Consider the following 23,636-nt stretch of genomic DNA (forward strand, 5'->3'; position numbering starts at 1 on the left):
AAAATCTTTTTAACACTGTTCTCTGCCGCGTTTGCGCGTACAGTAAACAGGACCATTATTCTGGCAAGGATTCCCTATGTTTGACCCTACTCTGCTCATTCTTCTGGCACTCGCCGCGCTCGGCTTTATAAGCCATAACACTACCGTCGCCATCTCGATTCTGGTGCTGATCATTGTGCGCGTGACCCCATTAAATACCTTTTTCCCGTGGATAGAAAAACAAGGCCTCACCATCGGGATTATCATCTTAACCATTGGGGTGATGGCGCCGATTGCCAGCGGCACCCTTCCCGCCTCAACGCTGCTGCATTCGTTTGTAAACTGGAAATCGCTGGTGGCGATCGCGGTGGGGATTTTTGTGTCATGGCTGGGCGGACGCGGCGTCACGCTGATGAGCAGCCAGCCCTCGCTGGTGGCGGGCCTGCTGGTGGGCACCGTGCTGGGCGTGGCGCTCTTTCGCGGCGTGCCGGTCGGCCCGCTGATTGCGGCAGGCCTTGTCTCGCTGTTTATTGGGAAGTCGTAGTCAGGCTGGCCATATAACGCGCCGGCGTCTGGCCCAGTCCCTTCCTGAACATGGTGATAAACGCGGTGGTCGAGTCATAGCCCAGTGACTGGGCCACCTGCTGCACCGATTTGCCGCTTATTAAATGCTGTAACGCCACAATCAGCTGCAGCTGGTGACGCCAGCGGCGGAAGCTCAGACCGGTCTCCTTCACTACCAGCCGCGCCAGATTGCGTTCGCTCATGGCGAAGTGGCTCGCCCACTGCGCCAGCGTCTGCCAGGCGGCGGGCTCTTCCGCCATCTTCTCGCTCATCAGCCTGATTTTGGGATGGGGCGACACGGGCAGCTGCAGATGCTCCTGTCGCTGGAGCGGCAGCTCGTCAAACAGGACGTCCACCAGACGCGAGGTGGCCGCGAGCTGCAGCTGTTCACGTGATTTTTCCGCGAGCGATAAAATCAGCTCCCGCACCAGGGGGGAGATTTTCAGGGTACAGCAGCGCTCGGGCAGGCTGGCAGCCCCCGGCTCAATGAACAAAAAGCAGAGCTGCGCGCCCGGCGTGGCCCTGTTACTGTGCGGCATCTGTCCAGGGATCCAGACGGCATACTGGGGCGGCACCATCAGCATGGCATTTTCCACTTCACAGGTGATTGCGCCGCCGAGGGCCAGAATCAGCTGCCCCTTACGGTGATGATGAAGCGGAATATATTGTTCCTCCGCCACTACCTGAATGCGAAATGCGACGGCCGCATCGTACTGGCTATCTGGATCGTAGCCTTCCAGTCCCAGACCAATCATCAGTTTGTCCGATATGAGCGATAAACTGTCATTTTAGCCTGATTTCAACCGCTGAGAAAATCGGTATTGTGTGCGCTCGCTTGAACGTATGAGAACATAATGACTACTGCTATTCGCACCTCAGGAAAACACGGCGCGCTGTTGATTGCAGGCATCCTGATGATTGCCACTACGCTTCGCGTCACCTTTACTGGCGCAGCGCCGCTGCTCGATACCATTCGTCTTGATTATGGCTTAAGCACGGCGCAAACCGGTCTGCTGACCACCCTGCCCCTGCTGGCTTTCGCCCTTGTCTCGCCGCTCGCCGCAGGCGTTGCCCGGCGTATCGGCATGGAGCGCAGCCTGTTTATCGCCCTGCTGCTCATTTGCGCCGGGATTGCCGTTCGCTCGCTGCCTTCCGCCACTTTGCTTTTCATCGGAACGGCGATCGTCGGCTGCGGTATTGCGCTCGGGAACGTGCTGTTACCGGGATTAATTAAGCGTGATTTTCCGGGCCAGGTGGCGAAGCTCACCGGCGCCTATTCCCTGACGATGGGCGTCTCGGCGGCGTTTGGCTCAGCGATGATCGTTCCCCTTGCACAGGGGAGCGCGGGCTGGCATGGCGCGCTGCTGATGCTGATGGCGTTTCCGCTGGTCGCACTGCTGCTCTGGCTGCCGCAGTGGCGTCAGAAACACGTCGCAACGGTAACGGGCGCAGGCGCGCTGCAAAACCGCGCGCTCTGGCGCTCGGCCCTCGCCTGGCAGGTGACGCTCTTTTTAGGAATTAACTCGCTGATCTACTACGTCATCATCGGCTGGCTGCCGGCGATATTGCTGAGCCACGGCTACAGCGAAGCGCAGGCCGGTTCGGTGCACGGTCTGTTGCAGCTGGCCACGGCCGTGCCGGGACTCGCCGTTCCGCTGATCCTCCACCGCCTGAAAGATCAGCGAGCGATCGCAGGCTTAGTGGCCCTGATGTGCGCAATAAGCGCGGCAGGATTATGGTTTATGCCCGGAATGGCGGTGATGTGGACGCTGATGTTTGGCTTTGGCACAGGGGCAACAATGATCCTCGGCCTGACGTTCATCGGCCTGCGCGCCAGCTCTGCGCACCAGGCGGCGGCGCTCTCCGGAATGGCACAGTCGATTGGCTACCTGCTTGCCGCCTGCGGCCCGCCGCTGATGGGGAAAATTCACGATACTGCAGGAGACTGGCAAATCCCGCTTCTGGGCTGTGCGCTGGCCGCTGTGATAATGGCTATCTGCGGTGTGTTAGCCGGGCGAGACCGGGAGATCGCGCCCCGTTAAATCCTGAGGCAGACCACCGGGTCTGCCTTTTTTACCCGCGCGCTGCGCGCAGCATCGCCTGCACCAGCACGACCGGGCGTCCTTCCAGCGCGGCACGTTCATGCTGGAATAAGGTGATCACGAAGAACGGGTGCGTCACCAGCTCCGCGGCACGAATTTCACCCTGATCGTCCCAGCCCGTTACATGCATATCACCGCTTTCCAGCGCCTGCGCAAACGCCGGCGACACGCCATAGTTACAGTGATACCCCTCTTCAATTTCCGGCTTGCCGTACGCTTTGGCGATCAGCGTATTATTGCGCAGCTCAATGGCATCCGTTTTTTCCATCAGCGAGCAGGTCAGCGGCGCAATCACCATGGTGCCTTCGGTATCCGTCTCAGCGTGTGCCGCATCAGCCCAGCCCAGCACGTTTCGGGCATACTCAATCAGCGCATGCTGGAACCCGCCGCAGGTGCCCAGGAACGGGATGCCGTTCTCACGGGCGTAGCGCGCGGCAATAAAAGCGGCCGCCGTGTTTTTATAGGGGCTGGCAGGAACCAGCCAGATGGCATCGTAGCCCACCAGATCTTCAGCGCTTGTTAGCTCCGTCGTGGCCAGCCAGTCGTAATCGGCGGTGAGGTCAAGCACTGCAGCGGCGTCGTCAATGGCCAGCGGGATAGCCTGATGCGCAATAACATTGGGATTGTAATCGCCAACCAGCGCAATGCGCAGCGTTGTTTTAACCGGGAGGTGTTCCATGAAAGGTTCCTTATGCCAGAGTATTATCAGATAACATAAGGAACCTCAGACTACCGATCTTTTGCAATTATCACAATACCTTAAATTGGGAGGGTGGAATCATGATTCAGTGCAAACGGGTATACGAACAGGCAAGCCCTGACGACGGCTATAGGATACTGGTGGACAGGCTGTGGCCGCGCGGGCTGAAGAAAACGGATCTCGCGTATGACGAATGGTGTAAAGCGCTCGCGCCCTCAACTGAACTACGCAAGGCCTTTCACAGCGAAACGATTGATTTCGCCGCCTTCAGTCAGGCCTATCGGGAAGAGCTGGCGCAGCAGGCTGACGAGGGCGCGCGTCTGGCGACGCTGGCGCGCAGGCAGACCGTCACCCTGCTCTTTGCTGCCAAAAACACGGAGCAAAATCACGCTCTGGTCTTAGCCGACTGGCTGCGCCATCTGTGATCAGCCGATCGTCAGTTCATCCAGAATTTGCGGCGCTTCATCCGGGGTGAGCGGCATCAGATGTTCGGCGCGGACAAACGCAAAGCCGTGCTGGTTGTCAAAGGCGTAGACATCACCCGTCACCAGCCAAAGCGCGCGATCTGCGGTGACCGGTAATTGCGTCATCACGCCGTTGACCGGGTTAACAAAACGCAGGCCAGGCTGGCAAAGGCCAAACAGCTCAACGGATTTACCAATATTGCGACGGCCTGACGCCGTGCGGGCGCCAACGATCATCGCCATGCTGCCCGGTTTTAGCTGAAACATACTTCTCTCACGATAACGAACGCCAGGAACTGGCTAAGAATAATCTTAAAGAGAAGTGTATCGCAGGCAATATTACTTTGTCACCTGGCGGGTTGCGGATGGTCGCGACGATAGAGCGTCCATTCATCAATCACTTCGCCGCCCGGTAATTTGCACTCGGTACGCACGCCCTGCGGGCTTTGAACCGGGACCTGTTCCCCGCCTTTCTCCAGACAGTAGACGGAAGCTGGGTTCGCCATACCGATAACGTGCGGCGGTTTCGGTGCATCAGGTGGCGTGGTTTTTGCGGTGCAGGCGGCCAGGGGAAGCGCCAGCGCCAGAAGCAGAAATCTCATCTCATTGATCCTTTTGACGTCATCAGAGTCTAAGGGTAACGGGTCATCGCCACGTTCTCCATGATTTCTCCATTTTAACTGCACTTTTCAGCACTATAGTGTGGCATGTTCTCGATATGACCAGAGAACATCATTCCGTAATCAAGATGTCTTTGCCCCGGTCTCAACAACGGGGCTTTTTTTCGCGCCTGCTCCCCGCTTCCTGCATATATTAAATTTTCTGTATTCATGTTTTACTATGCCTGAAGCCTAAAAACTCAGCATAACATGCAGATGCAGACGTCTTCTGCCTGGGAGTCATTCTACGTCATGTCGGACCTTATCCTCGCTCGCGTTTCAGAAACCCTTGCCACCGAGCAATCCCTTGAAAGCCTCGTTCGCCAGCTGCTGGAGATGCTGGAAATTGTCACCGACATGGAGTCGACCTACCTGACGAAGGTGGATATCGAGGCGCGGCTGCAGCACATCCTCTACGCCCGCAACAGCAAACAGATGACGATCCCGGAGGGCCTGAGCGTCCCATGGGATGAGACGCTGTGCAAACGCGCGCTGGATAGTGACACGATGTTCAGCAATGATGTGCCTGAACGTTGGCCCGAGTGTGAAGCCGCAAAAGCGCTTGGCATTACCACCTACATGAGTATTCCTGTCCATCTTGCGGATGGTTCACTTTACGGAACGCTCTGTGCCACCAGCACGGCCAGAAAGCCGCTGAGCGAGCGCGGCGAACAGGTTCTGAAGCTCTTCGCCGGGCTGATCGCCCAGTCCATTCAGAAAGAGTCGCTGGTCACCCAGCTTCGCGAAGCCAATGCGGCCCTCATCGCGCACTCCTATACGGATGCCCTTACCGGTTTACCCAACCGTCGCGCCATTTTTGAAGATCTGACCACCCTCTTTTCTCTGGCCCGGCATCTTAAGCGTAACGCCATCATCGCGTTCATCGATCTGGATGACTTCAAACTGATTAACGATCGTTACGGCCACGAGGCTGGCGACCAGTTCCTGATAGAAGTGGGCAAGCGTTTGACCGAAGAGAAACAGCAGGACGATATTATCGGTCGTCTGGGCGGGGATGAATTTCTGGTGGCGTCGCTAAGCCAGCCCCACCAGGACGGGGATAACGCGCAGCTTACGCTGCTCAAAACGCGTCTCAGCGCCTGCATCGCTGGCGAATACTGGCTGGGCAGCGTTCATATTATTTATCCGGGCGCCAGCTTCGGCGTGATCGAAGTGGACCCTGCCGCAACCGATCCTGACAGCGCGTTACGCGCTGCGGATGTCGCGATGTATCAGGATAAGAAAGGAAAAAGCAAATCACGCTTTCTCACTATGGATTAACCCCGTACACTCTACGGCGTTACAGAAACCGAAACAGGTGATGGTATGAGAATAGGGATCCTCTTCCCGGTCGTTATATTTATAACGGCGGTGGTATTTTTAGCGTGGTTTTTTGTCGGCGGTTACGCGGCGCCGGGGGCATAAATGCGGAAGACAACCGTCATTATGCTGATCGTTGCCATCGCGGCGTTTGCCGGCACGCAGCTTGGCTGGTGGTAAACGCCAGTACGTAAAAAGGCCGCCATCTGGCAGCCTTTTTCAACGCTTTAAGACCTTAGCTTTTGATCTTTCTGTAGATAAACAGAACAACCAGCGCACCGATCACCGCGACGGCGAAACTGCCGAAGTTAAAGCCATCGACCTTGCCAAAACCGAACAGCGTACTGATCCAGCCGCCGACTACCGCGCCGACAATACCCAGTATTACGGTGACGATAAACCCACCGCCATCTTTGCCCGGCATGATCCACTTCGCCAGAATACCCGCAATAAGCCCAAAGATAATCCAGGATAAAATTCCCATAACTTTCCTCTCTGTATGGTTTTTGTCATTAAATCAACGACACAAAAAAGGATAGCACAGGATTCCAGAAAGGAAATTTGTGATAAGCATCACAATGAGAGAGTGGGGAATTATTCATCAAAAAAATGTACGGGCCACAGAAACTGTGGGGTTGCATCTTTTGTTGAGAAAGATTATCTTTCTCAACACTGAATAGTTGAGAAAAACACTCAAGTATTCAGTACGACATTGCTCACATTGCTTCCAGTATTTCTTGCCCACTCCTGAGTGGGCTTTTTTTTGCTCATACCCCAACAAACGCGTACCGGTTACGCCCCGCGCGTTTCGCCTGATAGAGCGCCTGGTCTGCGGCAATAATGATATTTTGCTGGCTGCCCGCGATGTCGACGGCACGGGCGGTGGAAATTCCGACGCTTACCGTCACCCGGCCGAAGGGGCTAAAGGCATGCGCGATTTGCAGCGAGAACACATTGCGAATAATCGTCTGGGCCAGACGAAGTGCCTCCTGAATATCCGTATCCGGCAATATCAGCGCAAACTCCTCTCCGCCGTAGCGCGCCACAAGCTGATTATCACGGGTAAGGCTCTCCCTGAGGCTGTTTCCGAGCATTGCCAGACACCGGTCCCCTTCAGGATGACCATAGTTATCGTTGTATTTTTTGAAGTAGTCCACGTCCACGATCAGTACCGAAATCGGCGCGTCATGCGCGGCGCACGTAGCAATTTCCGAGAGGATTTTTTCATCAAAGACGCGGCGGTTGTAAAGCCCGGTCAACGCATCTTCTGAAGCGATAATCTTCAGCGCTTTGTTATCCCGTGTTTTTCGGGACAGGTCGGAATACAGGAAGTACGACGCCACGATGAGTATCGCCGTAAACACGAAAATGAGTACCGCCAGCTGAATCGCCTGCTTGCGCCAGGGTGCAAGAGCTTCATCAATGCTGACGGCCACTGTGGTGACCAGTCCGTAGCGTCTGTTTTTCTCATAGGCATAGATGCGCTCGATTTTATCAAACCGTGAGATGGAGCTGGCTATCCCCGTATTTTGTACTTTGAGATATTTCCTGAAGAGCGGTGAATCAGAAACAATCGTGCCGATATAGGTATTTTTAAAGGGATAACGGACCAGCAGCACGCCTGATTGCGTCGTTAAGCCGATGACGCCCGAGTGACCGATATTAATCTGCCCGTAGAGTGCCAGAAAATTTTCAATACCCAGCGTCACCACCACGACACCGTTAAATGCCCCGGACTGGGTTTCAAGGCGCCGACTGAGGGTGATAACCCATTTGCCATTGGTTCTGCTTACCACCGGCTCCCCAATAAAGACCTGCTGAGTTTTATTTTCCTGGTGATAGATAAAAAACTCTCTGTCCGAGCCTTTGCGTGGTCCCGTGAAACTTTCATGCAGCGCGGTGAAGATATCGCCCTGAGCATCGTAAACAACCACATTATTAATCTGGGTAAGAAGGTTATCCTGATTATGGATCATGTGCTGAATATTGGTCGCCTGCTGCGGGGTCATGCCATAAATTTCGATTATGTCGGAAACGGTAGTAATTAACATTTCACTCTGGCGCATGATCCCTTCAGTATAAACATCCAGGGTGTGGCTAAGATTAGCGACGCTGGTATTAATTTGCTGGATTGACTGCTGTCTGGACGTGGCAATTTGGACGGCAAGCGCCAGCGAGATGATCAATGAGACAATGATGACGGTAATGGTTGTTGTGTAAAAAGTATTTTTCACATGCACGAGCTTTTCCACCTTATCACGCCTGATATCCCTGGCTGACAACTCTTGTCACTGTAACAAAGCTCAGGATAAGAGGAAAATGAATTGCACTTAAGCATACAACAGAAGCTCGTCTTTATTTTGTGTTTCACCGCCAGGCAACCCGCTCTATTCCTGATTTTTTTTACAGCGCCTGACGTTTTACAGCATCACGGCCTCCCTGGGCTTAGATAAAATGACTTTAATAAAATCGATATAGGAGACGGGTTTACCAAAATAATACCCCTGCAACAGGGTAATTTCATTACGGTTGAGATACTCCAGCTGCTCTTTCGTTTCTACACCTTCGGCCACGATACGCAATGAGAGTTTTTTCGCCAGGTCAATAACGCAGTCCAGCAGGATCGTTGAGTCCTTCTCCTCAGAAACCCGGTTAACAAAGCTTTTATCAATTTTAATATAATCTATGGCAAGCGCATTTAGACATGACAGCCCGGAATACCCCGTACCAAAATCATCCAGTGCAATGACAAAACCGGCGTTATGCAGCGCGTTGAGGTTTTCCACCAGATGAGGATTATCGATCAACGGTTCACGTTCGGTCACCTCGAGAACCAGCTTCACGGCTTTACCCTGAAACCCCTTGCCGAAGAGACGACAGTCACCGAGGAAAGAAGGGGCATCAATGTGTCTGGCGCTGATGTTCACTCCGATATGGAACCCATCCGGTAGCTTCGGCAACAGCGGCTTAAGCTGTGTGACCACTTTCGCCATCAAGCCTTTGGTCAGCGGAATAATCAACCCGCTACGTTCAGCAATCGGAATAAAGACATCCGGCGGGATAAACCCAGACTTTGGATGCTTCCACCTTGCCAGGACTTCAACCCCGTATAACCCGCCGGTGTCCCCGTTCACGATCGGCTGGTAGTAAGGCACGATCTCTCCCTGCAAAATGGCCTTACGCAAATCGTCTTCAAAGGTGGTGCTTTTTCCCTTGTATCGGCGGATCAAAATGCCCACCGCCAGGGATAGCGCGAGAATCAGCAGTATCAGGCTCCAGCCCTGGTGCAGTAGCCGCGTCAGGCTAAAAAAGGCAGGCGGTTGCCAGGCCAGACTAAAGGGGAATTGCGAAGATGCCGTAAGTGAACCCGTCCACGAGGCCGCTTTCCATCCGGTCACATCACCGTTGCGCGTAAACATGCTTTCGCCGACAACCAACCCCAGGTCAACGCTGTTTGATGCATTCGCGATGACGTCCTGCAAATGCGCATCACTGACGCTGACGATGATGCGCCCGCCCGCGATAGGCATCTGGAAGACAAGTACCGGGATGCCGTTCACCAGTCGATTACCGGGGAGCAGCATTAATTCTTTTTCAGGTAGCGTCTCCGGATGAACAATCAATACGCCATTCCCCGGAAGGGATGTACAGATGATTTGCCCCTGCTGCTGGATCATGATGGCGCGCAGATGCGGTTTTAGCGCAGCTTCTGTCCCCAGCGCCAGCTGCCCGCTGCTGGTACACCCCTGCTCCGCAACGCGCTTCGCCGTGTTGGCCGCACTGACGGCTTCCGACAAAATGCTTTCTATTTTCTGGGTGCTTACCGTGGCGGTATGAACGTTATTCATTTTCGCCATCTGCCATAACTGCCAGTTAATAATCAGTATGCCGATCAGAAAAAGAAACAGGGCACTGAGAATAGGGATCATCACGTTGCGCACGATGTTTTCCTTAATAGAATAAACAAGCATGAAGGATCTGAAAGAAGAACCCGTGGTTTACCTGACGTTGCCGATCGCAATGAAAATAGCTTAGCTGAGAATTGTCTTAAAAAACTGATGCTTTCGTATGAGTTCACCCGCCCGAATTTGCTCACTCGGCGTGACTATCAGGCTTGTGCCTTGCCCAGGCTGTGTTAAGATTTATGAATTCAGGGAGCGGACAGGATAACCGGAAAATGAAAAAGCGCATTGCCGTTGCGATCGTTTCAACGCTTCTGGTCATCCTGTCTCTTTATGCGGTCAATGCGGTTATCCTTGGTCAGCAAAAAACCAAACAGCTTGAAATATCCCGGACCCTTTTACATTATTCCGAAGACCTGTCCCAAAACGTGGCGCTGGGCCTTAAAAGCATAACGACGCAGGGGTGTGATAAAACCAGCCTTGATAGCTACAGACAAATAAAGCTTAACAACCTCTATTTCGGCGATATCGGTTTTATTGAAAAAGGAAAAATTATCTGTACTGCTTTTTGGGGTAAACTCGCGACGCCCGTTCCACTTCCTGCGGAACTGCATAAAACGCCGAGAGGTTTTCTCCTCGCGCAGTTTTCAAGAAAAGACTTTTTCACGGGCAATGCGGCCATTTATAATAATATTATTATCTTCACCTCCCGCTATGCTTACGATAAATTCACCCCGGTTACCGCAAGCTATTCTCTGAGTGCCACCACAAAGGACTTTGGCCGGATCTTTTTTTCGGCTGCCCCCGACCTGCGAGCGCGGAGCTGGCTGCACTCCACGTTGTTCACCCTGACCATTACACAGTGCAGCGCCGTGTGGGATTTATGCGTGATTGTAAAACATCACGATGCGGGACTGGCCTCGTTACCCCCGTTTATCTTGACGTTTCTCGCGATCATTCTCTACTTTATCTGGGCCGCGATAACGTTATTTGTCTTCCGTATCCATGAAGACCGTTTTTCGCTGGAACGTACGCTAATCAAAGCCGTGATAACAAATACCTTCAGCGTTAACTATCAGCCCATTATTCGCATTAGCGATCAAAAAATCGTGGGCGTGGAAGTTCTGTCGCGATGGCGCGATCAAAAACACGGAGACGTCTCGCCGGAGCTGTTTATCCCATTAATTAAGAAAATCGGGCTGTATAAAAGATATTATGGCAATGTTATCGGTAAATCTCTCTCAGAAATTGCCCCGCTGGCGATTAAGCATCAGCTGATCGTTTCAATCAACGTTGGGCGGAAAGAAATTGAAGACGGACAGTTTATTAACATTTTGCGTCGCGAGTGCTTAGTCAACAACCTTCCCCTTTCCCTGATGAAGGTCGAGCTTTCTGAGAAAGCCGTTTCCGCGGCGGATATCCTTGAGGGATTCTGCCAGGAACTAAAATCGCTTGGCGTTAAAATTTCAATCGATGATTTCGGCGTGCAAAATTCAAATCTGGCGCGGCTGTCGCAGCTTGAATATGATGAAATCAAAATTGACAAATCGCTGGTGGATGGCATCAGCGAAGATTATAAGCAAAACATCTTTGTTATCTTCAGCGATGCCCTCGCGAAGTTGAATAAAACCCTTGTGTTCGAGGGCGTGGAAAATGAAACTCAGTATCGCTTTATTGCGAACAGATATCCCGACGCGCTGATCCAGGGATGGTATTTTTCAAAAGCACTCACCCGGAGCGAGCTGGCGAAGCGACTCACCGGCGTCGCCCCCTAACCTGAAGCCTGTCCTGCTCGTTTTTTTACACTCGGACGTTTCCATTTTTTCCGCCAAAACATATAGTCGTCATATTCAGACGGTAGATTACCCTGAAGCACACTCTTATTTTGGTTAAAAACGTGAAATTATCCTTAGTTTTTCCAGTAGTACTCTTTTTTCTGATCGTTATTTTCGCGCTGCTTGTCGATAAACCCGCTTCGCCTATTCTGCGGAAAAAATGCATGTGGTCCGATAGCGTGATGCTGAGCTGTATCGCAAAGCATCACCATAACGGTTTTTGAGGCAGGCTATTCATTTCCCCACTGATTGAGGAAGTTCGCAACATCATCAATGCGACCCGCACGGATCCCGGCTTCTGTGGCCATATCCTGCTGGGCTTCCTCGCTGATCTCCTCATTATTCGCTAAGCGGGTAAGCAGCAGCTGGAAATAGTGTGCAAGCGCGTCGCGCTCTGATTCCGCGACTTGCTCTGCGGCCTCCGTCGCGTACTCATCGGCAATATCATAATATTTCAGGGGGATATCGTTGTGCATAACAGTCTCGTCTCTGGTCAATAAAGGTAACGTCACGAGTATATCGGACACATTATCTCAACCAAAGCATTGCTTCAGATGAGTAACGCAAGCAGCGCAGCGAGCGCGGGAATGGCCTGAACGTACAAAATTTTTCGGCTGGCGGTGGCTGCGCCAAAAAGCCCGGCGATCAGCACGCAGGTCAGAAAGAAGATGGCCACCTGAATCCCGTTTTCGCCGAGCCAGAGGCTCCACAGCAGGCCCGCCGCCAGGAACCCGTTATACAGACCCTGATTCGCCGCCAGCACGCGGGTGTCGCGTGCAAAATCAGGACGCAGATTAAAGGCCTTGTGCCCTGTTTTGGTATTCCACAGGAACATTTCCAGCACAAGAATGTAGAGATGAATAAGTGCAACGACAGTGATAAGGACAGTGGCTAACATCGGGTTGTCTCCCGCGGGCAGAGGCAAAAAAAACGGGAACCCTCAGGCCCCCGCTCTTGTTTAACCCAGAATCTGGATTACATGTTCGCGATAATCGCGTCGCCAAACTCTGAGCATTTCAGCAGCTTAGCGCCTTCCATCAGACGTTCGAAATCGTAAGTTACGGTTTTCGCGTTGATCGCGCCTTCCATACCTTTAACGATCAGGTCTGCGGCTTCGAACCATTCCATATGACGCAGCATCATCTCTGCGGAGAGGATGATAGAGCCCGGGTTCACTTTGTCCTGGCCTGCGTATTTAGGTGCAGTACCGTGGGTAGCTTCGAACAGGGCGCACTCGTCACCGATGTTCGCGCCAGGGGCGATACCGATACCGCCAACCTGAGCTGCCAGGGCGTCAGAGATGTAGTCACCGTTCAGGTTCATACAGGCAATCACGTCGTATTCCGCTGGACGCAGCAGGATCTGCTGCAGGAACGCATCGGCGATCACATCTTTAATGATGATCTCTTTGCCGGTGTTCGGGTTTTTGATCTTCTGCCATGGGCCGCCGTCGATCAGCTCACCGCCGAACTCTTCTTTCGCCAACTGGTAGCCCCAGTCTTTGAACGCGCCTTCGGTGAACTTCATGATGTTGCCTTTGTGAACCAGGGTCACAGAGTCACGGTCGTTGGTGATCGCATATTCGATGGCCGCGCGCACCAGACGCTTGGTCCCTTCTTCGGAGCACGGCTTAATGCCGATACCGCAATGCTCAGGGAAGCGAATTTTCTTCACGCCCATCTCTTCGCGCAGGAATTTAATCACTTTCTCTGCATCAGCAGAGTCCGCTTTCCATTCGATACCCGCGTAGATGTCTTCTGAGTTTTCGCGGAAGATGACCATGTCGGTCAGTTCTGGATGCTTAACCGGGCTTGGGGTGCCCTGATAGTAACGAACCGGACGCAGACAGACGTACAGGTCCAGCTCCTGACGCAGTGCCACGTTCAGGGAACGGATACCGCCGCCAACTGGCGTCGTCAGTGGGCCTTTGATAGCAACGCGGTAGTCGCGGATCAGGTCCAGCGTTTCTGCTGGCAGCCAGACGTCCTGGCCATAAACTTGCGTCGATTTCTCACCGGTGTAAATTTCCATCCAGGAAATTTTACGCTCGCCTTTGTAGGCTTTCTCAACAGCGGCATCAACCACTTTCAGCATTGCCGGGGTAACGTCTACACCGATACCATCACCTTCGATGAATGGAATGATCGGATTGTGAGGAACGTTAATCTTGCCGTTTTGCAGGGTGATCTTTTTACCTTCCGCCGGAACAACTACTTTGCTTTCCATTAACCTCTCCTTCGAGCGCTTCTGGTTGTTACTGATCTTATGTTAATAAATTGTAATGAGCCCTTCGATAGTACCTGATTGTCCGACGCCATGAAAGGTCTTCGTTATTAGGCTATAATGCGGCAATTGATAACGCCTGAAAATACCATGAAGAAAACTTCTTTTACAAAACACCGGGTTGAGCGATTCAGCTCGCGACAAGCCGCCAGACGACCGCAAGAAACCCAGCCAAAGCGGGTGATTCTGTTCAATAAACCCTACGATGTTTTGCCGCAGTTCACCGACGAAGCCGGGCGCAGCACGCTTAAGGACTACATCCCGGTTCAGGGGGTCTACGCGGCCGGGCGTCTGGACCGCGACAGCGAAGGCCTGCTGGTCTTGACCAACGATGGCGCCTTACAGGCGAAACTCACACAGCCGGGGAAACGCACCGGCAAAATTTACTTCGTCCAGGTAGAAGGCGAGCCGGATGATGAGACGCTGGAAAAATTGCGCAAAGGCGTCACGCTCAACGACGGTCCCACCCTGCCGGCAGGTATTGAACGCGTGAATGAACCGGAGTGGCTGTGGCCGCGTAACCCGCCTATCCGCGAACGCAAATCGATTCCGACAAGCTGGCTTAAAATCACCCTTTATGAAGGCCGCAACCGCCAGGTTCGGCGCATGACCGCACACGTCGGCTTCCCCACCCTGCGCCTGATTCGTTACGCCATGGGTAACTACACCCTGGAAACGCTGGCAAACGGTGAATGGCGGGACGTTACCTCTTAAGGAGTCACTATGTTTAAACCTCATGTCACGGTAGCCTGCGTGGTCCACGCCCGGGGGAAATTCCTTGTTGTCGAAGAGAGCATTAACGGCAAAGCGCTGTGGAATCAGCCTGCCGGGCACCTTGAAGCCAATGAAACCCTCCTGCAGGCGGCAAAACGCGAGCTGTGGGAAGAGACCGGTATTCACGCCGAGCCCCAGCACTTCATCCGTATGCACCAGTGGATTGCGCCCGACAGCACACCGTTCCTGCGTTTTTTGTTTGCCGTTGAGCTTAGCGAAACGTGCGCCACTGAACCGCAGGATGACGATATCGATCGCTGCCTGTGGGTCACCGCCGACGAGATCCTGAACGCGCCAAACCTGCGCTCGCCGCTGGTTGCGGAAAGCATCCGCTGCTGGCAGTCAGGCGCACGCTTGCCGCTGGATGTCATCGGCGCATTTAACTGGCCGTTTACAGAGGGTGCCAATGGTGGGGGGGCGTGATAGAATACGCCGCCTTGAAGTTCAATGTCGTGAGTATTCCATGTCAGATAATAGCCAGAAAAAAGTGATCGTCGGCATGTCCGGCGGTGTCGATTCCTCCGTTTCCGCCTACCTGTTACAGCAACAGGGCTATAAGGTGGAGGGCCTGTTCATGAAGAACTGGGAGGAAGATGACGGCGAGGAATACTGCACTGCCGCAGCGGATCTCGCCGATGCGCAGGCCGTGTGCGATAAGCTCGGCATTGAACTGCATACCGTTAACTTTGCCGCAGAATACTGGGACAACGTGTTTGAACTGTTCCTTGAAGAGTACAAAGCGGGCCGCACGCCGAACCCGGATATTCTGTGCAACAAAGAGATCAAATTTAAGGCCTTCCTGGAATTCGCCGCGGAAGATCTGGGCGCAGACTACATTGCGACCGGTCACTACGTGCGTCGCGCAGACGTCAATGGTAAAAGCCAGCTGCTGCGCGGTCTGGACGGCAACAAAGATCAAAGCTATTTCCTCTATACGCTGAGCCACGAGCAAATCGCCCAGAGCCTGTTCCCGGTCGGCGAGCTGGAAAAGCCGCAGGTGCGTAAAATCGCCGAAGAGCTGGACCTGATCACCGCGAAGAAAAAAGACTCTACGGGTATCTGCTTCATCGGCGAGCGCAAATTCCGCGATTTCCTCGGACGTTACCTGCCCGCACAGCCGGGTAAAATTGTCACCGTCGACGGGGAAGAGATTGGCCAGCATCAGGGGCTGATGTACCACACCTTAGGCCAGCGTAAAGGCCTGGGTATCGGCGGGACGAAAGAAGGTAGCGAAGATCCGTGGTACGTGGTCGACAAAGATGTCGAAAACAATATTCTGGTTGTTGCTCAGGGCCATGACCATCCGCGTCTGATGTCCGTTGGCCTGATCGCGCAGCAGCTGCACTGGGTCGATCGTGAGCCGCTGAAAGGCACGCTGCGCTGCACGGTGAAAACACGCTACCGTCAGACCGATATTCCTTGCACCGTTACCGCGCTTGATGACGACCGCATTGACGTGCGCTTCGACGAGCCGGTCGCCGCCGTCACCCCGGGTCAGTCCGCTGTCTTCTACAGCGGCGAAATCTGCCTGGGCGGCGGGATCATTGAACAGCGCCTGCCGCTGCCCGCTGTTTAACAGCGTTTGCACACATAAAGGAGACCGTGTGGCGAAGAACTACTATGACATCACCCTGGCGCTGGCGGGAATTTGCCAGTCAGCCCGTCTGGTGCAACAGCTGGCGCATCAGGGTCATTGCGACGCTGATGCCCTGCACGTTTCACTCAATAGCGTTATCGACCTCAACCCCGGTTCGACCCTGGGCGTGTTCGGTGGCAGTGAAACCAATCTTCGTCTCGGTCTTGAAACCCTGCTTGGCGTGCTTAACGCCAGCAGCCGTCAGGGGTTAAACGCAGAGCTGACCCGCTACACGTTGAGCCTGATGGTGCTGGAGCGTAAGCTGAGCGCAGCAAAAGGCGCGCTTAATACCCTGGGCGATCGCATTGCCGGGTTACAGCGTCAGCTTGACCATTTTGACCTGCAGTCCGACACGCTGCTGAGCGCCATGGCCGGCATTTATGTTGACGTCATCAGCCCGCTGGGCCCACGGATTCAGGTCACCGGCTCCCCTGCCGTGCTGCAAAGCCCGCAGGTACAGGCAAAAGTACGCGCCTCCCTGCTGGCAGGGATCCGCGCTGCCGTGCTGTGGCACCAGGTTGGCGGTGGCCGCCTGCAGCTCATGTTTTCTCGTAATCGCCTGACCACTCAGGCAAAACAAATTCTTGCTCATTGTTAACCTCCCGGAGTTGCGAATTATGGAATTATCCTCACTGACCGCCGTATCCCCTGTCGATGGACGCTACGGCGATAAAGTCAGCGCGCTGCGCGGGATCTTCAGCGAATATGGTTTGCTGAAGTTCCGTGTTCAGGTTGAAGTACGCTGGCTGCAAAAGCTGGCCGCCCAGGCAGCAATCAAGGAAGTTCCTGCTTTTGACGAAAAGGCAAACGATTACCTTGATAAAATCGTTGCCGAGTTTAGCGAACAAGACGCCGCGCGCATTAAAACCATTGAGCGCACCACCAACCACGACGTGAAGGCGGTTGAGTACTTCCTGAAGGAGAAAGTGGAAAGCGTTCCTGCGCTGCACGCCGTGTCTGAGTTCATCCACTTCGCCTGTACGTCTGAAGACATCAACAACCTCTCTCATGCGCTGATGCTCTCCACCGCGCGCAAAGAGGTGGTGCTGCCTTACTGGCGTAAAATCATCGACGCGGTGAAAGCGCTGTCCGTGGAATACCGCGACATTCCGCTGCTCTCCCGTACCCACGGCCAGCCAGCCACCCCATCCACGATGGGTAAAGAGATGGCGAACGTCGCGTACCGTATGGAGCGCCAGTACCGTCAGCTGGAACAGGTTGAAATTCTGGGCAAAATCAACGGCGCGGTCGGTAACTATAACGCCCACATCGCCGCGTATCCGGAAGTGGACTGGCACCAGTTCAGCGAAGAGTTCGTGACCTCGCTGGGCATTCAGTGGAACCCGTACACCACCCAGATTGAGCCGCACGACTATATTGCGGAGCTGTTTGACTGCATCGCGCGCTTTAACACCATCCTGATCGACTTCGATCGTGACGTGTGGGGCTACATCGCCCTGAACCACTTCAAGCAGAAAACCATCGCCGGTGAAATCGGCTCTTCCACCATGCCGCACAAAGTGAACCCGATCGACTTCGAAAACTCCGAAGGTAACCTGGGTCTGGCGAACGCCGTGCTGCAGCATATGGCGAGCAAACTGCCGGTATCCCGCTGGCAGCGCGACCTGACCGACTCCACCGTACTGCGTAACCTGGGCGTGGGCATCGGCTACGCGCTGATCGCGTATCAGTCCACGCTGAAAGGCGTGAGCAAGCTGGAAGTGAACCGCGATCGTCTGCTGGACGAACTGGATCACAACTGGGAAGTGCTGGCGGAGCCGATTCAGACCGTGATGCGTCGTTACGGCATCGAAAAACCGTACGAGAAGCTGAAAGAGCTGACCCGCGGCAAACGCGTTGATGCCGAAGGTATGAAGCAGTTTATCGACGGCCTGGCGCTGCCGGAAGAAGAGAAAACCCGCCTGAAGGCGATGACTCCGGCGAACTACATTGGCCGCGCCATCACCATGGTTGACGAACTGAAATAATCCCTTCTCCCCCTTTCCGCCCGGAAAGGGGGTTGCTTTTCCCCGGTTTACTCAATGTTTATCCCCACAGCAACATAATCAGCGTTAAACTATTCATACTATTTATTCTGGGAGAAAAGATGATGCGCGTACTGGTTGTTGAGGATAACGCATTGCTACGCCATCACCTGAAGGTTCAGCTTCAGGAGATGGGACATCAGGTGGACGATGCTGAAGATGCAAAAGAAGCCGATTATTATCTCAATGAACACCTGCCGGATATCGCCATTGTCGATTTAGGGTTGCCTGACGAAGACGGCCTGTCGTTGATTCGCCGCTGGCGCAGCCACGATGTTTCCCTGCCGGTTCTGGTGCTGACCGCTCGTGAAGGCTGGCAGGATAAAGTTGAAGTGCTCAGCGCGGGCGCAGATGATTACGTCACTAAGCCGTTCCATATTGAAGAGGTGGCGGCCCGCATGCAGGCGCTGCTCCGTCGCAACAGCGGGCTGGCGTCGCAGGTTATTTCCATCCCGCCTTTCCAGGTCGATCTCTCCCGCCGCGAGCTCTCAATTAACGATGAAGTCATCAAGCTGACCGCATTCGAATATACGATTATGGAAACGCTGATCCGCAACAGCGGCAAGGTGGTGAGTAAAGATTCTTTAATGCTTCAGCTCTACCCTGACGCTGAACTGCGCGAGAGCCATACCATTGACGTGCTGATGGGACGACTGCGTAAGAAAATTCAGGCCCAGTACCCGCAGGATGTGATTACCACCGTCCGCGGTCAGGGCTACCTGTTTGAATTACGCTAAATGAGACGGATTTTGCGTCATCTTCTGCCCCTCTCACTGCGGGTTCGTTTTTTACTGGCAACGGCTGCGGTGGTGCTGGTGCTGTCGCTCTCCTACGGCATGGTCGCCCTGGTGGGGTACAGCGTCAGCTTCGATAAAACGACCTTTCGTCTCTTACGCGGCGAAAGCAATCTGTTTTATACCCTTGCGAAATGGGAAGACAACCGAATCACCGTCGAAATGCCGGAAAACCTTAATCAGCAAAGCCCCACCCTGGCCCTGATTTACAACGAAAAGGGAAAGCTGCTGTGGGCGCAGCGCGACATTCCGTGGCTGGTCAAAAGCATTCGTCCGGAGTGGCTTAAAACCAACGGGTTTCACGAAATTGAAGCCGATCTCAACACCACCAGCTCGCTGATCCGTGAAGATCGTTCCCTGCAGCAAAAGCTGAACGAGATCCGCGCCGACGACGCCGAAACGGAGATGACGCACTCCGTTGCGATTAACCTTTATCCGGCGACGCTAAACATGCCGCAGCTGACCATCGTGGTGATCGACACCATTCCGGTCGAGCTGAAGCGTTCTTATATGGTCTGGAGCTGGTTCATCTACGTTCTGGCGGCAAATCTGCTGCTGGTGATCCCGCTGCTGTGGATAGCGGCGTGGTGGAGCCTGCGCCCCATTGAATCACTGGCGAAAGAGGTTCGCGAGCTGGAAGAACATCATCGCGAAAAGCTAAATCCGGAAACCACCCGCGAGCTCACCAGCCTGGTGCGAAACCTCAACCGCCTGCTGAAAAGTGAACGCGAACGCTATGATAAATACCGTACGACGCTTACCGATCTGACCCACAGCCTGAAAACCCCGCTCGCGGTGATGCAAAGCACCCTGCGTTCCATGCGCAGTTCGAAGCTGAGCGTCGACGATGCCGAGCCGGTGATGCTGGAGCAGATCAGCCGTATTTCTCAGCAAATTGGCTATTACCTCCACCGCGCCAGCATGCGTTCCGGCAGCGCCCTGCTGAGCCGCGAGCTGCATCCGGTCGCCCCGCTTCTGGATAACCTCACGTCCGCCCTCAACAAGGTGTATCAGCGTAAAGGGGTGAATATCAGCCTCGATATCTCGCCAGAGATAAGCTTTGTGGGTGAAAAAAATGACTTCATGGAAGTGATGGGCAACCTGCTGGATAACGCCTGCAAATACTGTCTGGAGTTCGTGGAAGTGTCGGCGCGGCAGACGGATAACGAACTGCATATCATCGTGGAGGATGATGGCCCGGGGATCCCGCGCAATAAACGTGATGTGGTGTTCGATCGCGGTCAGCGCGCCGATACGCTACGTCCTGGCCAGGGCGTTGGATTAGCCGTCGCCCGGGAGATTGTCGACCAGTATGACGGGAAAATCGAAACCAGCGAAAGTTTGCTGGGCGGCGCGCGAATGGAGGTCATTTTTGGTCGCCAGCAGCCCACATCGAACGATAGTTAACCCGTTATGTGAAAAATGCGAGGATCTCGCAGCCGGGGGGCTGAGCTTCCTTTATAATCCGAGTCAGTAAGAGCCTGCGGAATAAAAAAATATGGATTATCACTTAACGCTTAACTGGCCCGAGTTTATTGAACGTTACTGGCAAAAACGCCCGGTCGTTCTGAAACGCGGGTTCAGCAATTTTGTCGACCCTATCTCGCCTGACGAGCTGGCCGGTCTGGCCATGGAAAACGAAGTCGACAGCCGCCTGGTCAGCCACCAGGACGGGAAATGGCAGGTTAGCCACGGTCCTTTCGAAAGCTACGATCATCTCGGTGAAAACAACTGGTCGCTGCTGGTACAGGCGGTCAACCACTGGCACGAGCCAACGGCCGCATTAATGCGTCCGTTCCGCGCCCTGCCCGACTGGCGCATGGACGATCTGATGATCTCCTTCTCCGTGCCGGGCGGCGGCGTAGGCCCGCATCTGGACCAGTACGATGTGTTCATCATTCAGGGTACGGGCCGCCGCCGCTGGCGCGTGGGCGAAAAAGTGCCGATGAAGCAGCACTGCCCGCATCCGGACCTGCTTCAGGTTGATCCGTTTGAAGGGATTATCGACGAAGAGCTGGAGCCGGGTGATATTCTCTACATCCCGCCGGGATTCCCTCACGAAGGTTACTCCCTGGAGAATTCCCTCAACTACTCCGTCGGGTTCCGCGCGCCAAGCGGCCGCGAGATGATCAGCGGATTTGCCGACTATGTTCTGCAGTGCGAGCTGGGCAGCTATCGTTATAGCGATCCCGACGTGCCTGCGCGTGAGCACCCGGCAGACATCCTGCCTGCGGAGCTGGATAAGCTGCGCGGCATGATGCTGGATCTGATCAACGAGCCGGAACATTTCCGTCAGTGGTTTGGCGAGTTTATTAGCCAGTCCCGCCACGAGCTGGACGTTGCGCCTCCGGAGCCGCCGTATCAGGCGGACGAGATTTACGATGCGCTTCAGCAAGGCGACAAGCTGACGCGCCTGGGCGGGTTGCGCGTGCTGCGCATTGGTGAGGACGTGTTCGTCAACGGCGAGAAGCTGGACTCTCCGCACCGACCGGCGCTGGAAGCGATTGCCAGCCATCTGGTGCTGACTGCTGATACCTTTGGCGATGCGCTGGAAGACCCGTCCTTCCTCGCGATGCTGGCCGCACTGGTCAACAGCGGGTACTGGTTCTTTGAGGACTGAGTCGCTTTAGTGCCCGGTGGCGCTGCGCTTACCGGGCCTATGGGATCGAGCTTTTGTAGGCCGGGTAAGGCGTAGCCGCCACCCGGCTTTTCACTTCCGCTCCCCCGCGGCAAAATCCTCAATCTCTCCTGCCCAATCCACCGGATACAACCCTTCAGCCACGTCCCGATGAAACGTTGAATACGGCCAGTCGCTGACTTTACCCACATAGCCGTGCTTCAGCGGATTGATATAAATGTAATCCACATGCCGCCGGTAGTCCTCTTCGTTGCGGATAGTGTGCTCCCAGAATCGTGGCTGCCAGATATAGCGCATGTCGATGCTGCGGCTGAATGTCTTTTTGATATCCCGCCAGCGGGCGGAAAAATCACTGTCCCCGTCCGGTAGGGTCCAGATACAGTGCATATGTTCAGGCAAAATAACCCACGCGTTGATGGTGAAGGGCTTCGCACGCTTAACCGTTGAGGTGGCGGAACGCAGGTTATCGATATGGCGGGTAAGCAAATCGCTTTGACGGTTTTGCAGGTTAACGGTGAAAAACCAGGTGCCACCGGGGACGTAATGGCGACGGTAGTTTGACATGGGCACTCCTTGCCTCATTGCCCGGTAAGCGCAGCGCCACCGGGCATTTTTTAGCGTTTAGCGGTCAACTCAGCTATCCGCACTATCACCTTCACCGCCTTTTCCATCCCTTCCAGCGTCACAAACTCATGTTTACCGTGGTAGTTATAGCCACCGGTAAACAGGTTCGGGCACGGTAGTCCCATAAACGACAGCTGAGAACCGTCGGTACCGCCGCGAATCGGTTTTAATACCGGTTCAATATCGCAGTCGCGCATCGCCTGCTGGGCGATATCGAGAATATGCGGATGGGCCATCACCTTCTCGCGCATATTGTAATAGCTGTCTTCGATGATGAGCTCGATATAGCAGTCAGGATGCAGGCCCTTGCCCACCTTCTTGGCGATCTCCATCATCTTACGCTTGCGCGCCTCAAAGGCTTTACGGTCAAAATCGCGGATGATGTAGTGCATCTGCGCGCTGTCCACGGTGCCTTTGATGCTGGTCAGGTGATAGAAACCTTCATACCCTTCGGTCTGTTCGGGGCTCTCTTCCGCCGGGACTTCCGCGTGAATTCGCGACGCCAGCGACAGCGCGTTGACCATGACGCCTTTGGCAGAGCCTGGGTGGACGTTGTTGCCGACAATTTTGATCGTGACTGACGCGGCATTGAAGTTTTCATACTCCAGCTCACCGACGCCGCCACCGTCGACGGTGTAGGCCCACTGGGCGTTAAAGGCGTCCACGTCGAAGTGCTTCGCGCCCTTGCCGACCTCTTCATCCGGCGTAAAGGCCACGCGGATATCACCGTGCGGAATATCGTTGCCCTTCAGCACTGCCAGCGCCGTCATGATCTCCGCGATGCCCGCTTTGTCATCCGCCCCCAGCAGCGTTTTACCATCGGTGGTGATCAGCGTCTGACCGAGCAGCTGGTGCAGCACCGGGAACATCACGGGCGAGAGCACTTCGTCGCCAATGCCCAGCGCAATGTCGCCGCCGCGGTAGTTTTCAACAATCTGCGGGTTCACATGTTTACCGCTAAAATCCGGAGAGGTGTCGACATGGGAGATAAAGCCAATCGCCGGAATGTCGCCCGGGACATTCGCCGGCAGCGTTCCTATCACAGTGCCTTTCTCGCTTAACGTGACGTTGACCAGCCCCATGGCGTCAAGCTGCTCTTTAAGCAGGTTTAATAGCTTCCACTGGCCTTCGGTGCTCGGCACCTGGCGAACACCCGGCTTAGATTGGGTATCCAGCGAAACGTACTGTAAAAAACGCTCAAGTAATTTATCCATGCAGTCACCCTCACTTTTTGTGACAACATTATCAATAAGCATCAAAACGCAAATATTGCGTCAGGTCACTTTTATCCCGCAAACGAGAATATTTTCCGTTTAT

At 54.3% G+C, this 23,636-nt stretch carries 26 protein-coding genes; 14 read left to right on the forward strand and 12 right to left on the reverse strand.

All coding sequences use genetic code 11. The features are described from left to right. The first annotated feature begins 76 nt into the window (after positions 1–76). Positions 77–523, forward strand: coding sequence for a DUF441 domain-containing protein (locus B498_RS14195; RefSeq protein ID WP_008500737.1), 447 nt, complete (start codon positions 77–79; stop codon positions 521–523). Here B498_RS14195 and B498_RS14190 read toward each other — a convergent pair. Continuing rightward, positions 507–1,298, reverse strand: a complete 792-nt coding sequence (locus B498_RS14190) for an AraC family transcriptional regulator (protein WP_008500738.1) — start codon at positions 1,296–1,298, stop codon at positions 507–509. The genes B498_RS14195 and B498_RS14190 overlap by 17 nt on opposite strands. 99 nt (positions 1,299–1,397) lie before the next feature. Here B498_RS14190 and B498_RS14185 point away from each other — a divergent pair, with 99 nt between their 5' ends. Further along, positions 1,398–2,585 carry a CynX/NimT family MFS transporter gene (locus B498_RS14185; protein WP_008500739.1) on the forward strand — a complete coding sequence of 396 codons (1,188 nt, stop codon included), beginning with the start codon at positions 1,398–1,400 and terminating at the stop codon, positions 2,583–2,585. A 31-nt stretch (positions 2,586–2,616) separates the two neighbouring features. Here the strand turns inward: B498_RS14185 and B498_RS14180 are convergent, their stop codons facing one another. Continuing rightward, positions 2,617–3,324, reverse strand: a complete 708-nt coding sequence (locus B498_RS14180; RefSeq protein ID WP_008500740.1) for a CTP synthase — start codon at positions 3,322–3,324, stop codon at positions 2,617–2,619. A gap of 101 nt (positions 3,325–3,425) precedes the next feature. Here B498_RS14180 and B498_RS14175 point away from each other — a divergent pair, with 101 nt between their 5' ends. After that, positions 3,426–3,770, forward strand: a complete 345-nt coding sequence (locus B498_RS14175; protein ID WP_008500741.1) for a DUF488 domain-containing protein — start codon at positions 3,426–3,428, stop codon at positions 3,768–3,770. On the opposite strand, the gene B498_RS14170 is transcribed toward B498_RS14175, so the two are convergent. Both B498_RS14170 and B498_RS14165 read right to left on the reverse strand, forming a co-directional pair. Continuing rightward, positions 3,771–4,076: a hypothetical protein gene (locus tag B498_RS14170; RefSeq protein ID WP_008500742.1), complete on the reverse strand. Its 306-nt coding sequence runs from the start codon at positions 4,074–4,076 to the stop codon at positions 3,771–3,773. Positions 4,077–4,156: 80 nt separating this feature from the next. Beyond that, positions 4,157–4,411, reverse strand: coding sequence for a DUF333 domain-containing protein (locus tag B498_RS14165; protein ID WP_008500743.1), 255 nt, complete (start codon positions 4,409–4,411; stop codon positions 4,157–4,159). 309 nt (positions 4,412–4,720) lie between these two features. On the opposite strand from B498_RS14165, the gene B498_RS14160 reads away from it, so the two are divergent. Continuing rightward, the gene (locus tag B498_RS14160) at positions 4,721–5,749 is read left to right on the forward strand and encodes a sensor domain-containing diguanylate cyclase (protein WP_032622855.1); all 1,029 of its coding nucleotides are present in this window, start codon (positions 4,721–4,723) and stop codon (positions 5,747–5,749) included. A gap of 45 nt (positions 5,750–5,794) precedes the next feature. Next, positions 5,795–5,893, forward strand: coding sequence for a YoaK family small membrane protein (locus B498_RS22895; RefSeq protein WP_014883431.1), 99 nt, complete (start codon positions 5,795–5,797; stop codon positions 5,891–5,893). A 130-nt stretch (positions 5,894–6,023) separates the two neighbouring features. Here B498_RS22895 and B498_RS14155 read toward each other — a convergent pair whose 3' ends face one another. The 3 genes from B498_RS14155 to B498_RS14145 all read right to left on the reverse strand — a co-directional run bounded on the left by B498_RS14155 (position 6,024) and on the right by B498_RS14145 (position 9,729). Next, on the reverse strand, positions 6,024–6,272 hold the full coding sequence (locus B498_RS14155) for a GlsB/YeaQ/YmgE family stress response membrane protein (protein ID WP_008500746.1): 249 nt from the start codon (positions 6,270–6,272) through the stop codon (positions 6,024–6,026). A gap of 283 nt (positions 6,273–6,555) precedes the next feature. After that, a complete protein-coding gene (locus tag B498_RS14150) occupies positions 6,556–8,040 on the reverse strand; it encodes a sensor domain-containing diguanylate cyclase (protein WP_232928408.1) in 1,485 nt (494 codons plus the stop codon). A 168-nt stretch (positions 8,041–8,208) separates the two neighbouring features. Continuing rightward, positions 8,209–9,729: a cyclic diguanylate phosphodiesterase gene (locus B498_RS14145; protein WP_008500748.1), complete on the reverse strand. Its 1,521-nt coding sequence runs from the start codon at positions 9,727–9,729 to the stop codon at positions 8,209–8,211. A gap of 236 nt (positions 9,730–9,965) precedes the next feature. On the opposite strand from B498_RS14145, the gene B498_RS14140 reads away from it, so the two are divergent. Then, positions 9,966–11,465: a cyclic diguanylate phosphodiesterase gene (locus B498_RS14140; protein WP_008500749.1), complete on the forward strand. Its 1,500-nt coding sequence runs from the start codon at positions 9,966–9,968 to the stop codon at positions 11,463–11,465. A 290-nt stretch (positions 11,466–11,755) separates the two neighbouring features. Here the strand turns inward: B498_RS14140 and B498_RS14135 are convergent, their stop codons facing one another. The 3 genes from B498_RS14135 to icd all read right to left on the reverse strand — a co-directional run bounded on the left by B498_RS14135 (position 11,756) and on the right by icd (position 13,751). Further along, complete coding sequence (locus B498_RS14135; protein WP_008500750.1) at positions 11,756–12,001, reverse strand: DUF2543 family protein; 246 nt, start codon at positions 11,999–12,001, stop codon at positions 11,756–11,758. Between the two features lie 74 nt (positions 12,002–12,075). Next, a complete protein-coding gene (locus B498_RS14130) occupies positions 12,076–12,423 on the reverse strand; it encodes a DUF1304 domain-containing protein (protein ID WP_008500751.1) in 348 nt (115 codons plus the stop codon). A 77-nt stretch (positions 12,424–12,500) separates the two neighbouring features. After that, on the reverse strand, positions 12,501–13,751 hold the full coding sequence (gene icd / locus B498_RS14125; RefSeq protein WP_008500752.1) for an NADP-dependent isocitrate dehydrogenase: 1,251 nt from the start codon (positions 13,749–13,751) through the stop codon (positions 12,501–12,503). A 117-nt stretch (positions 13,752–13,868) separates the two neighbouring features. Here icd and rluE point away from each other — a divergent pair, with 117 nt between their 5' ends. The 8 genes from rluE (at position 13,869) to B498_RS14085 (ending at position 21,677) form a co-directional block, all read left to right on the forward strand. After that, a complete protein-coding gene (gene rluE / locus B498_RS14120; protein ID WP_008500753.1) occupies positions 13,869–14,522 on the forward strand; it encodes a 23S rRNA pseudouridine(2457) synthase RluE in 654 nt (217 codons plus the stop codon). A 9-nt stretch (positions 14,523–14,531) separates the two neighbouring features. Continuing rightward, on the forward strand, positions 14,532–15,005 hold the full coding sequence (locus B498_RS14115) for an NUDIX hydrolase (protein ID WP_008500754.1): 474 nt from the start codon (positions 14,532–14,534) through the stop codon (positions 15,003–15,005). Between the two features lie 40 nt (positions 15,006–15,045). Beyond that, positions 15,046–16,158, forward strand: a complete 1,113-nt coding sequence (mnmA, locus tag B498_RS14110) for a tRNA 2-thiouridine(34) synthase MnmA (protein ID WP_021241033.1) — start codon at positions 15,046–15,048, stop codon at positions 16,156–16,158. 28 nt (positions 16,159–16,186) lie between these two features. After that, positions 16,187–16,816 (forward strand): high frequency lysogenization protein HflD, encoded by a 630-nt coding sequence (hflD, locus tag B498_RS14105; RefSeq protein WP_008500756.1) that lies wholly within the window; start codon positions 16,187–16,189, stop codon positions 16,814–16,816. 19 nt (positions 16,817–16,835) lie between these two features. Next, on the forward strand, positions 16,836–18,206 hold the full coding sequence (gene purB, locus B498_RS14100; RefSeq protein WP_008500757.1) for an adenylosuccinate lyase: 1,371 nt from the start codon (positions 16,836–16,838) through the stop codon (positions 18,204–18,206). 122 nt (positions 18,207–18,328) lie between these two features. Further along, complete coding sequence (phoP, locus tag B498_RS14095; protein WP_025911763.1) at positions 18,329–19,000, forward strand: two-component system response regulator PhoP; 672 nt, start codon at positions 18,329–18,331, stop codon at positions 18,998–19,000. Next, a complete protein-coding gene (gene phoQ / locus B498_RS14090) occupies positions 19,001–20,464 on the forward strand; it encodes a two-component system sensor histidine kinase PhoQ (RefSeq protein ID WP_008500759.1) in 1,464 nt (487 codons plus the stop codon). It begins immediately after the preceding gene. Between the two features lie 91 nt (positions 20,465–20,555). Beyond that, entirely contained in the window at positions 20,556–21,677 is a 1,122-nt protein-coding gene (locus B498_RS14085; RefSeq protein WP_008500760.1) for a cupin domain-containing protein, read from the forward strand. A 90-nt stretch (positions 21,678–21,767) separates the two neighbouring features. Here B498_RS14085 and B498_RS14080 read toward each other — a convergent pair whose 3' ends face one another. Next, positions 21,768–22,259: an REP-associated tyrosine transposase gene (locus tag B498_RS14080; protein WP_008500761.1), complete on the reverse strand. Its 492-nt coding sequence runs from the start codon at positions 22,257–22,259 to the stop codon at positions 21,768–21,770. A 50-nt stretch (positions 22,260–22,309) separates the two neighbouring features. Next, positions 22,310–23,533 (reverse strand): peptidase T, encoded by a 1,224-nt coding sequence (pepT, locus tag B498_RS14075; RefSeq protein ID WP_008500762.1) that lies wholly within the window; start codon positions 23,531–23,533, stop codon positions 22,310–22,312. Positions 23,534–23,636: the final 103 nt, after the last annotated feature.

It is taken from the genome of Enterobacter sp. SST3, assembly GCF_000286655.1.
Lineage (GTDB): Bacteria > Pseudomonadota > Gammaproteobacteria > Enterobacterales > Enterobacteriaceae > Enterobacter > Enterobacter roggenkampii.

What these genes read in the sequence shown, in the direction of transcription:
- B498_RS14140 (WP_008500749.1), top strand. Translation starts at nt 9,966, where the DNA reads ATGAAAAAGCGCATTGCCGTTGCGATCGTTTCAACGCTTCTGGTCATC.
- B498_RS14115 (WP_008500754.1), top strand. Translation starts at nt 14,532, where the DNA reads ATGTTTAAACCTCATGTCACGGTAGCCTGCGTGGTCCACGCCCGGGGG.
- B498_RS14185 (WP_008500739.1), top strand. Translation starts at nt 1,398, where the DNA reads ATGACTACTGCTATTCGCACCTCAGGAAAACACGGCGCGCTGTTGATT.
- B498_RS14165 (WP_008500743.1), bottom strand. Translation starts at nt 4,411, where the DNA reads ATGAGATTTCTGCTTCTGGCGCTGGCGCTTCCCCTGGCCGCCTGCACC.
- B498_RS14195 (WP_008500737.1), top strand. Translation starts at nt 77, where the DNA reads ATGTTTGACCCTACTCTGCTCATTCTTCTGGCACTCGCCGCGCTCGGC.
- icd (WP_008500752.1), bottom strand. Translation starts at nt 13,751, where the DNA reads ATGGAAAGCAAAGTAGTTGTTCCGGCGGAAGGTAAAAAGATCACCCTG.
- mnmA (WP_021241033.1), top strand. Translation starts at nt 15,046, where the DNA reads ATGTCAGATAATAGCCAGAAAAAAGTGATCGTCGGCATGTCCGGCGGT.
- B498_RS14180 (WP_008500740.1), bottom strand. Translation starts at nt 3,324, where the DNA reads ATGGAACACCTCCCGGTTAAAACAACGCTGCGCATTGCGCTGGTTGGC.
- phoP (WP_025911763.1), top strand. Translation starts at nt 18,329, where the DNA reads ATGCGCGTACTGGTTGTTGAGGATAACGCATTGCTACGCCATCACCTG.
- B498_RS14135 (WP_008500750.1), bottom strand. Translation starts at nt 12,001, where the DNA reads ATGCACAACGATATCCCCCTGAAATATTATGATATTGCCGATGAGTAC.
- B498_RS14175 (WP_008500741.1), top strand. Translation starts at nt 3,426, where the DNA reads ATGATTCAGTGCAAACGGGTATACGAACAGGCAAGCCCTGACGACGGC.
- B498_RS14160 (WP_032622855.1), top strand. Translation starts at nt 4,721, where the DNA reads ATGTCGGACCTTATCCTCGCTCGCGTTTCAGAAACCCTTGCCACCGAG.
- B498_RS14170 (WP_008500742.1), bottom strand. Translation starts at nt 4,076, where the DNA reads ATGTTTCAGCTAAAACCGGGCAGCATGGCGATGATCGTTGGCGCCCGC.
- B498_RS14080 (WP_008500761.1), bottom strand. Translation starts at nt 22,259, where the DNA reads ATGTCAAACTACCGTCGCCATTACGTCCCCGGTGGCACCTGGTTTTTC.
- B498_RS14190 (WP_008500738.1), bottom strand. Translation starts at nt 1,298, where the DNA reads ATGATTGGTCTGGGACTGGAAGGCTACGATCCAGATAGCCAGTACGAT.
- phoQ (WP_008500759.1), top strand. Translation starts at nt 19,001, where the DNA reads ATGAGACGGATTTTGCGTCATCTTCTGCCCCTCTCACTGCGGGTTCGT.
- purB (WP_008500757.1), top strand. Translation starts at nt 16,836, where the DNA reads ATGGAATTATCCTCACTGACCGCCGTATCCCCTGTCGATGGACGCTAC.
- pepT (WP_008500762.1), bottom strand. Translation starts at nt 23,533, where the DNA reads ATGGATAAATTACTTGAGCGTTTTTTACAGTACGTTTCGCTGGATACC.
- rluE (WP_008500753.1), top strand. Translation starts at nt 13,869, where the DNA reads ATGCGGCAATTGATAACGCCTGAAAATACCATGAAGAAAACTTCTTTT.
- B498_RS14155 (WP_008500746.1), bottom strand. Translation starts at nt 6,272, where the DNA reads ATGGGAATTTTATCCTGGATTATCTTTGGGCTTATTGCGGGTATTCTG.
- B498_RS14085 (WP_008500760.1), top strand. Translation starts at nt 20,556, where the DNA reads ATGGATTATCACTTAACGCTTAACTGGCCCGAGTTTATTGAACGTTAC.
- B498_RS22895 (WP_014883431.1), top strand. Translation starts at nt 5,795, where the DNA reads ATGAGAATAGGGATCCTCTTCCCGGTCGTTATATTTATAACGGCGGTG.
- B498_RS14130 (WP_008500751.1), bottom strand. Translation starts at nt 12,423, where the DNA reads ATGTTAGCCACTGTCCTTATCACTGTCGTTGCACTTATTCATCTCTAC.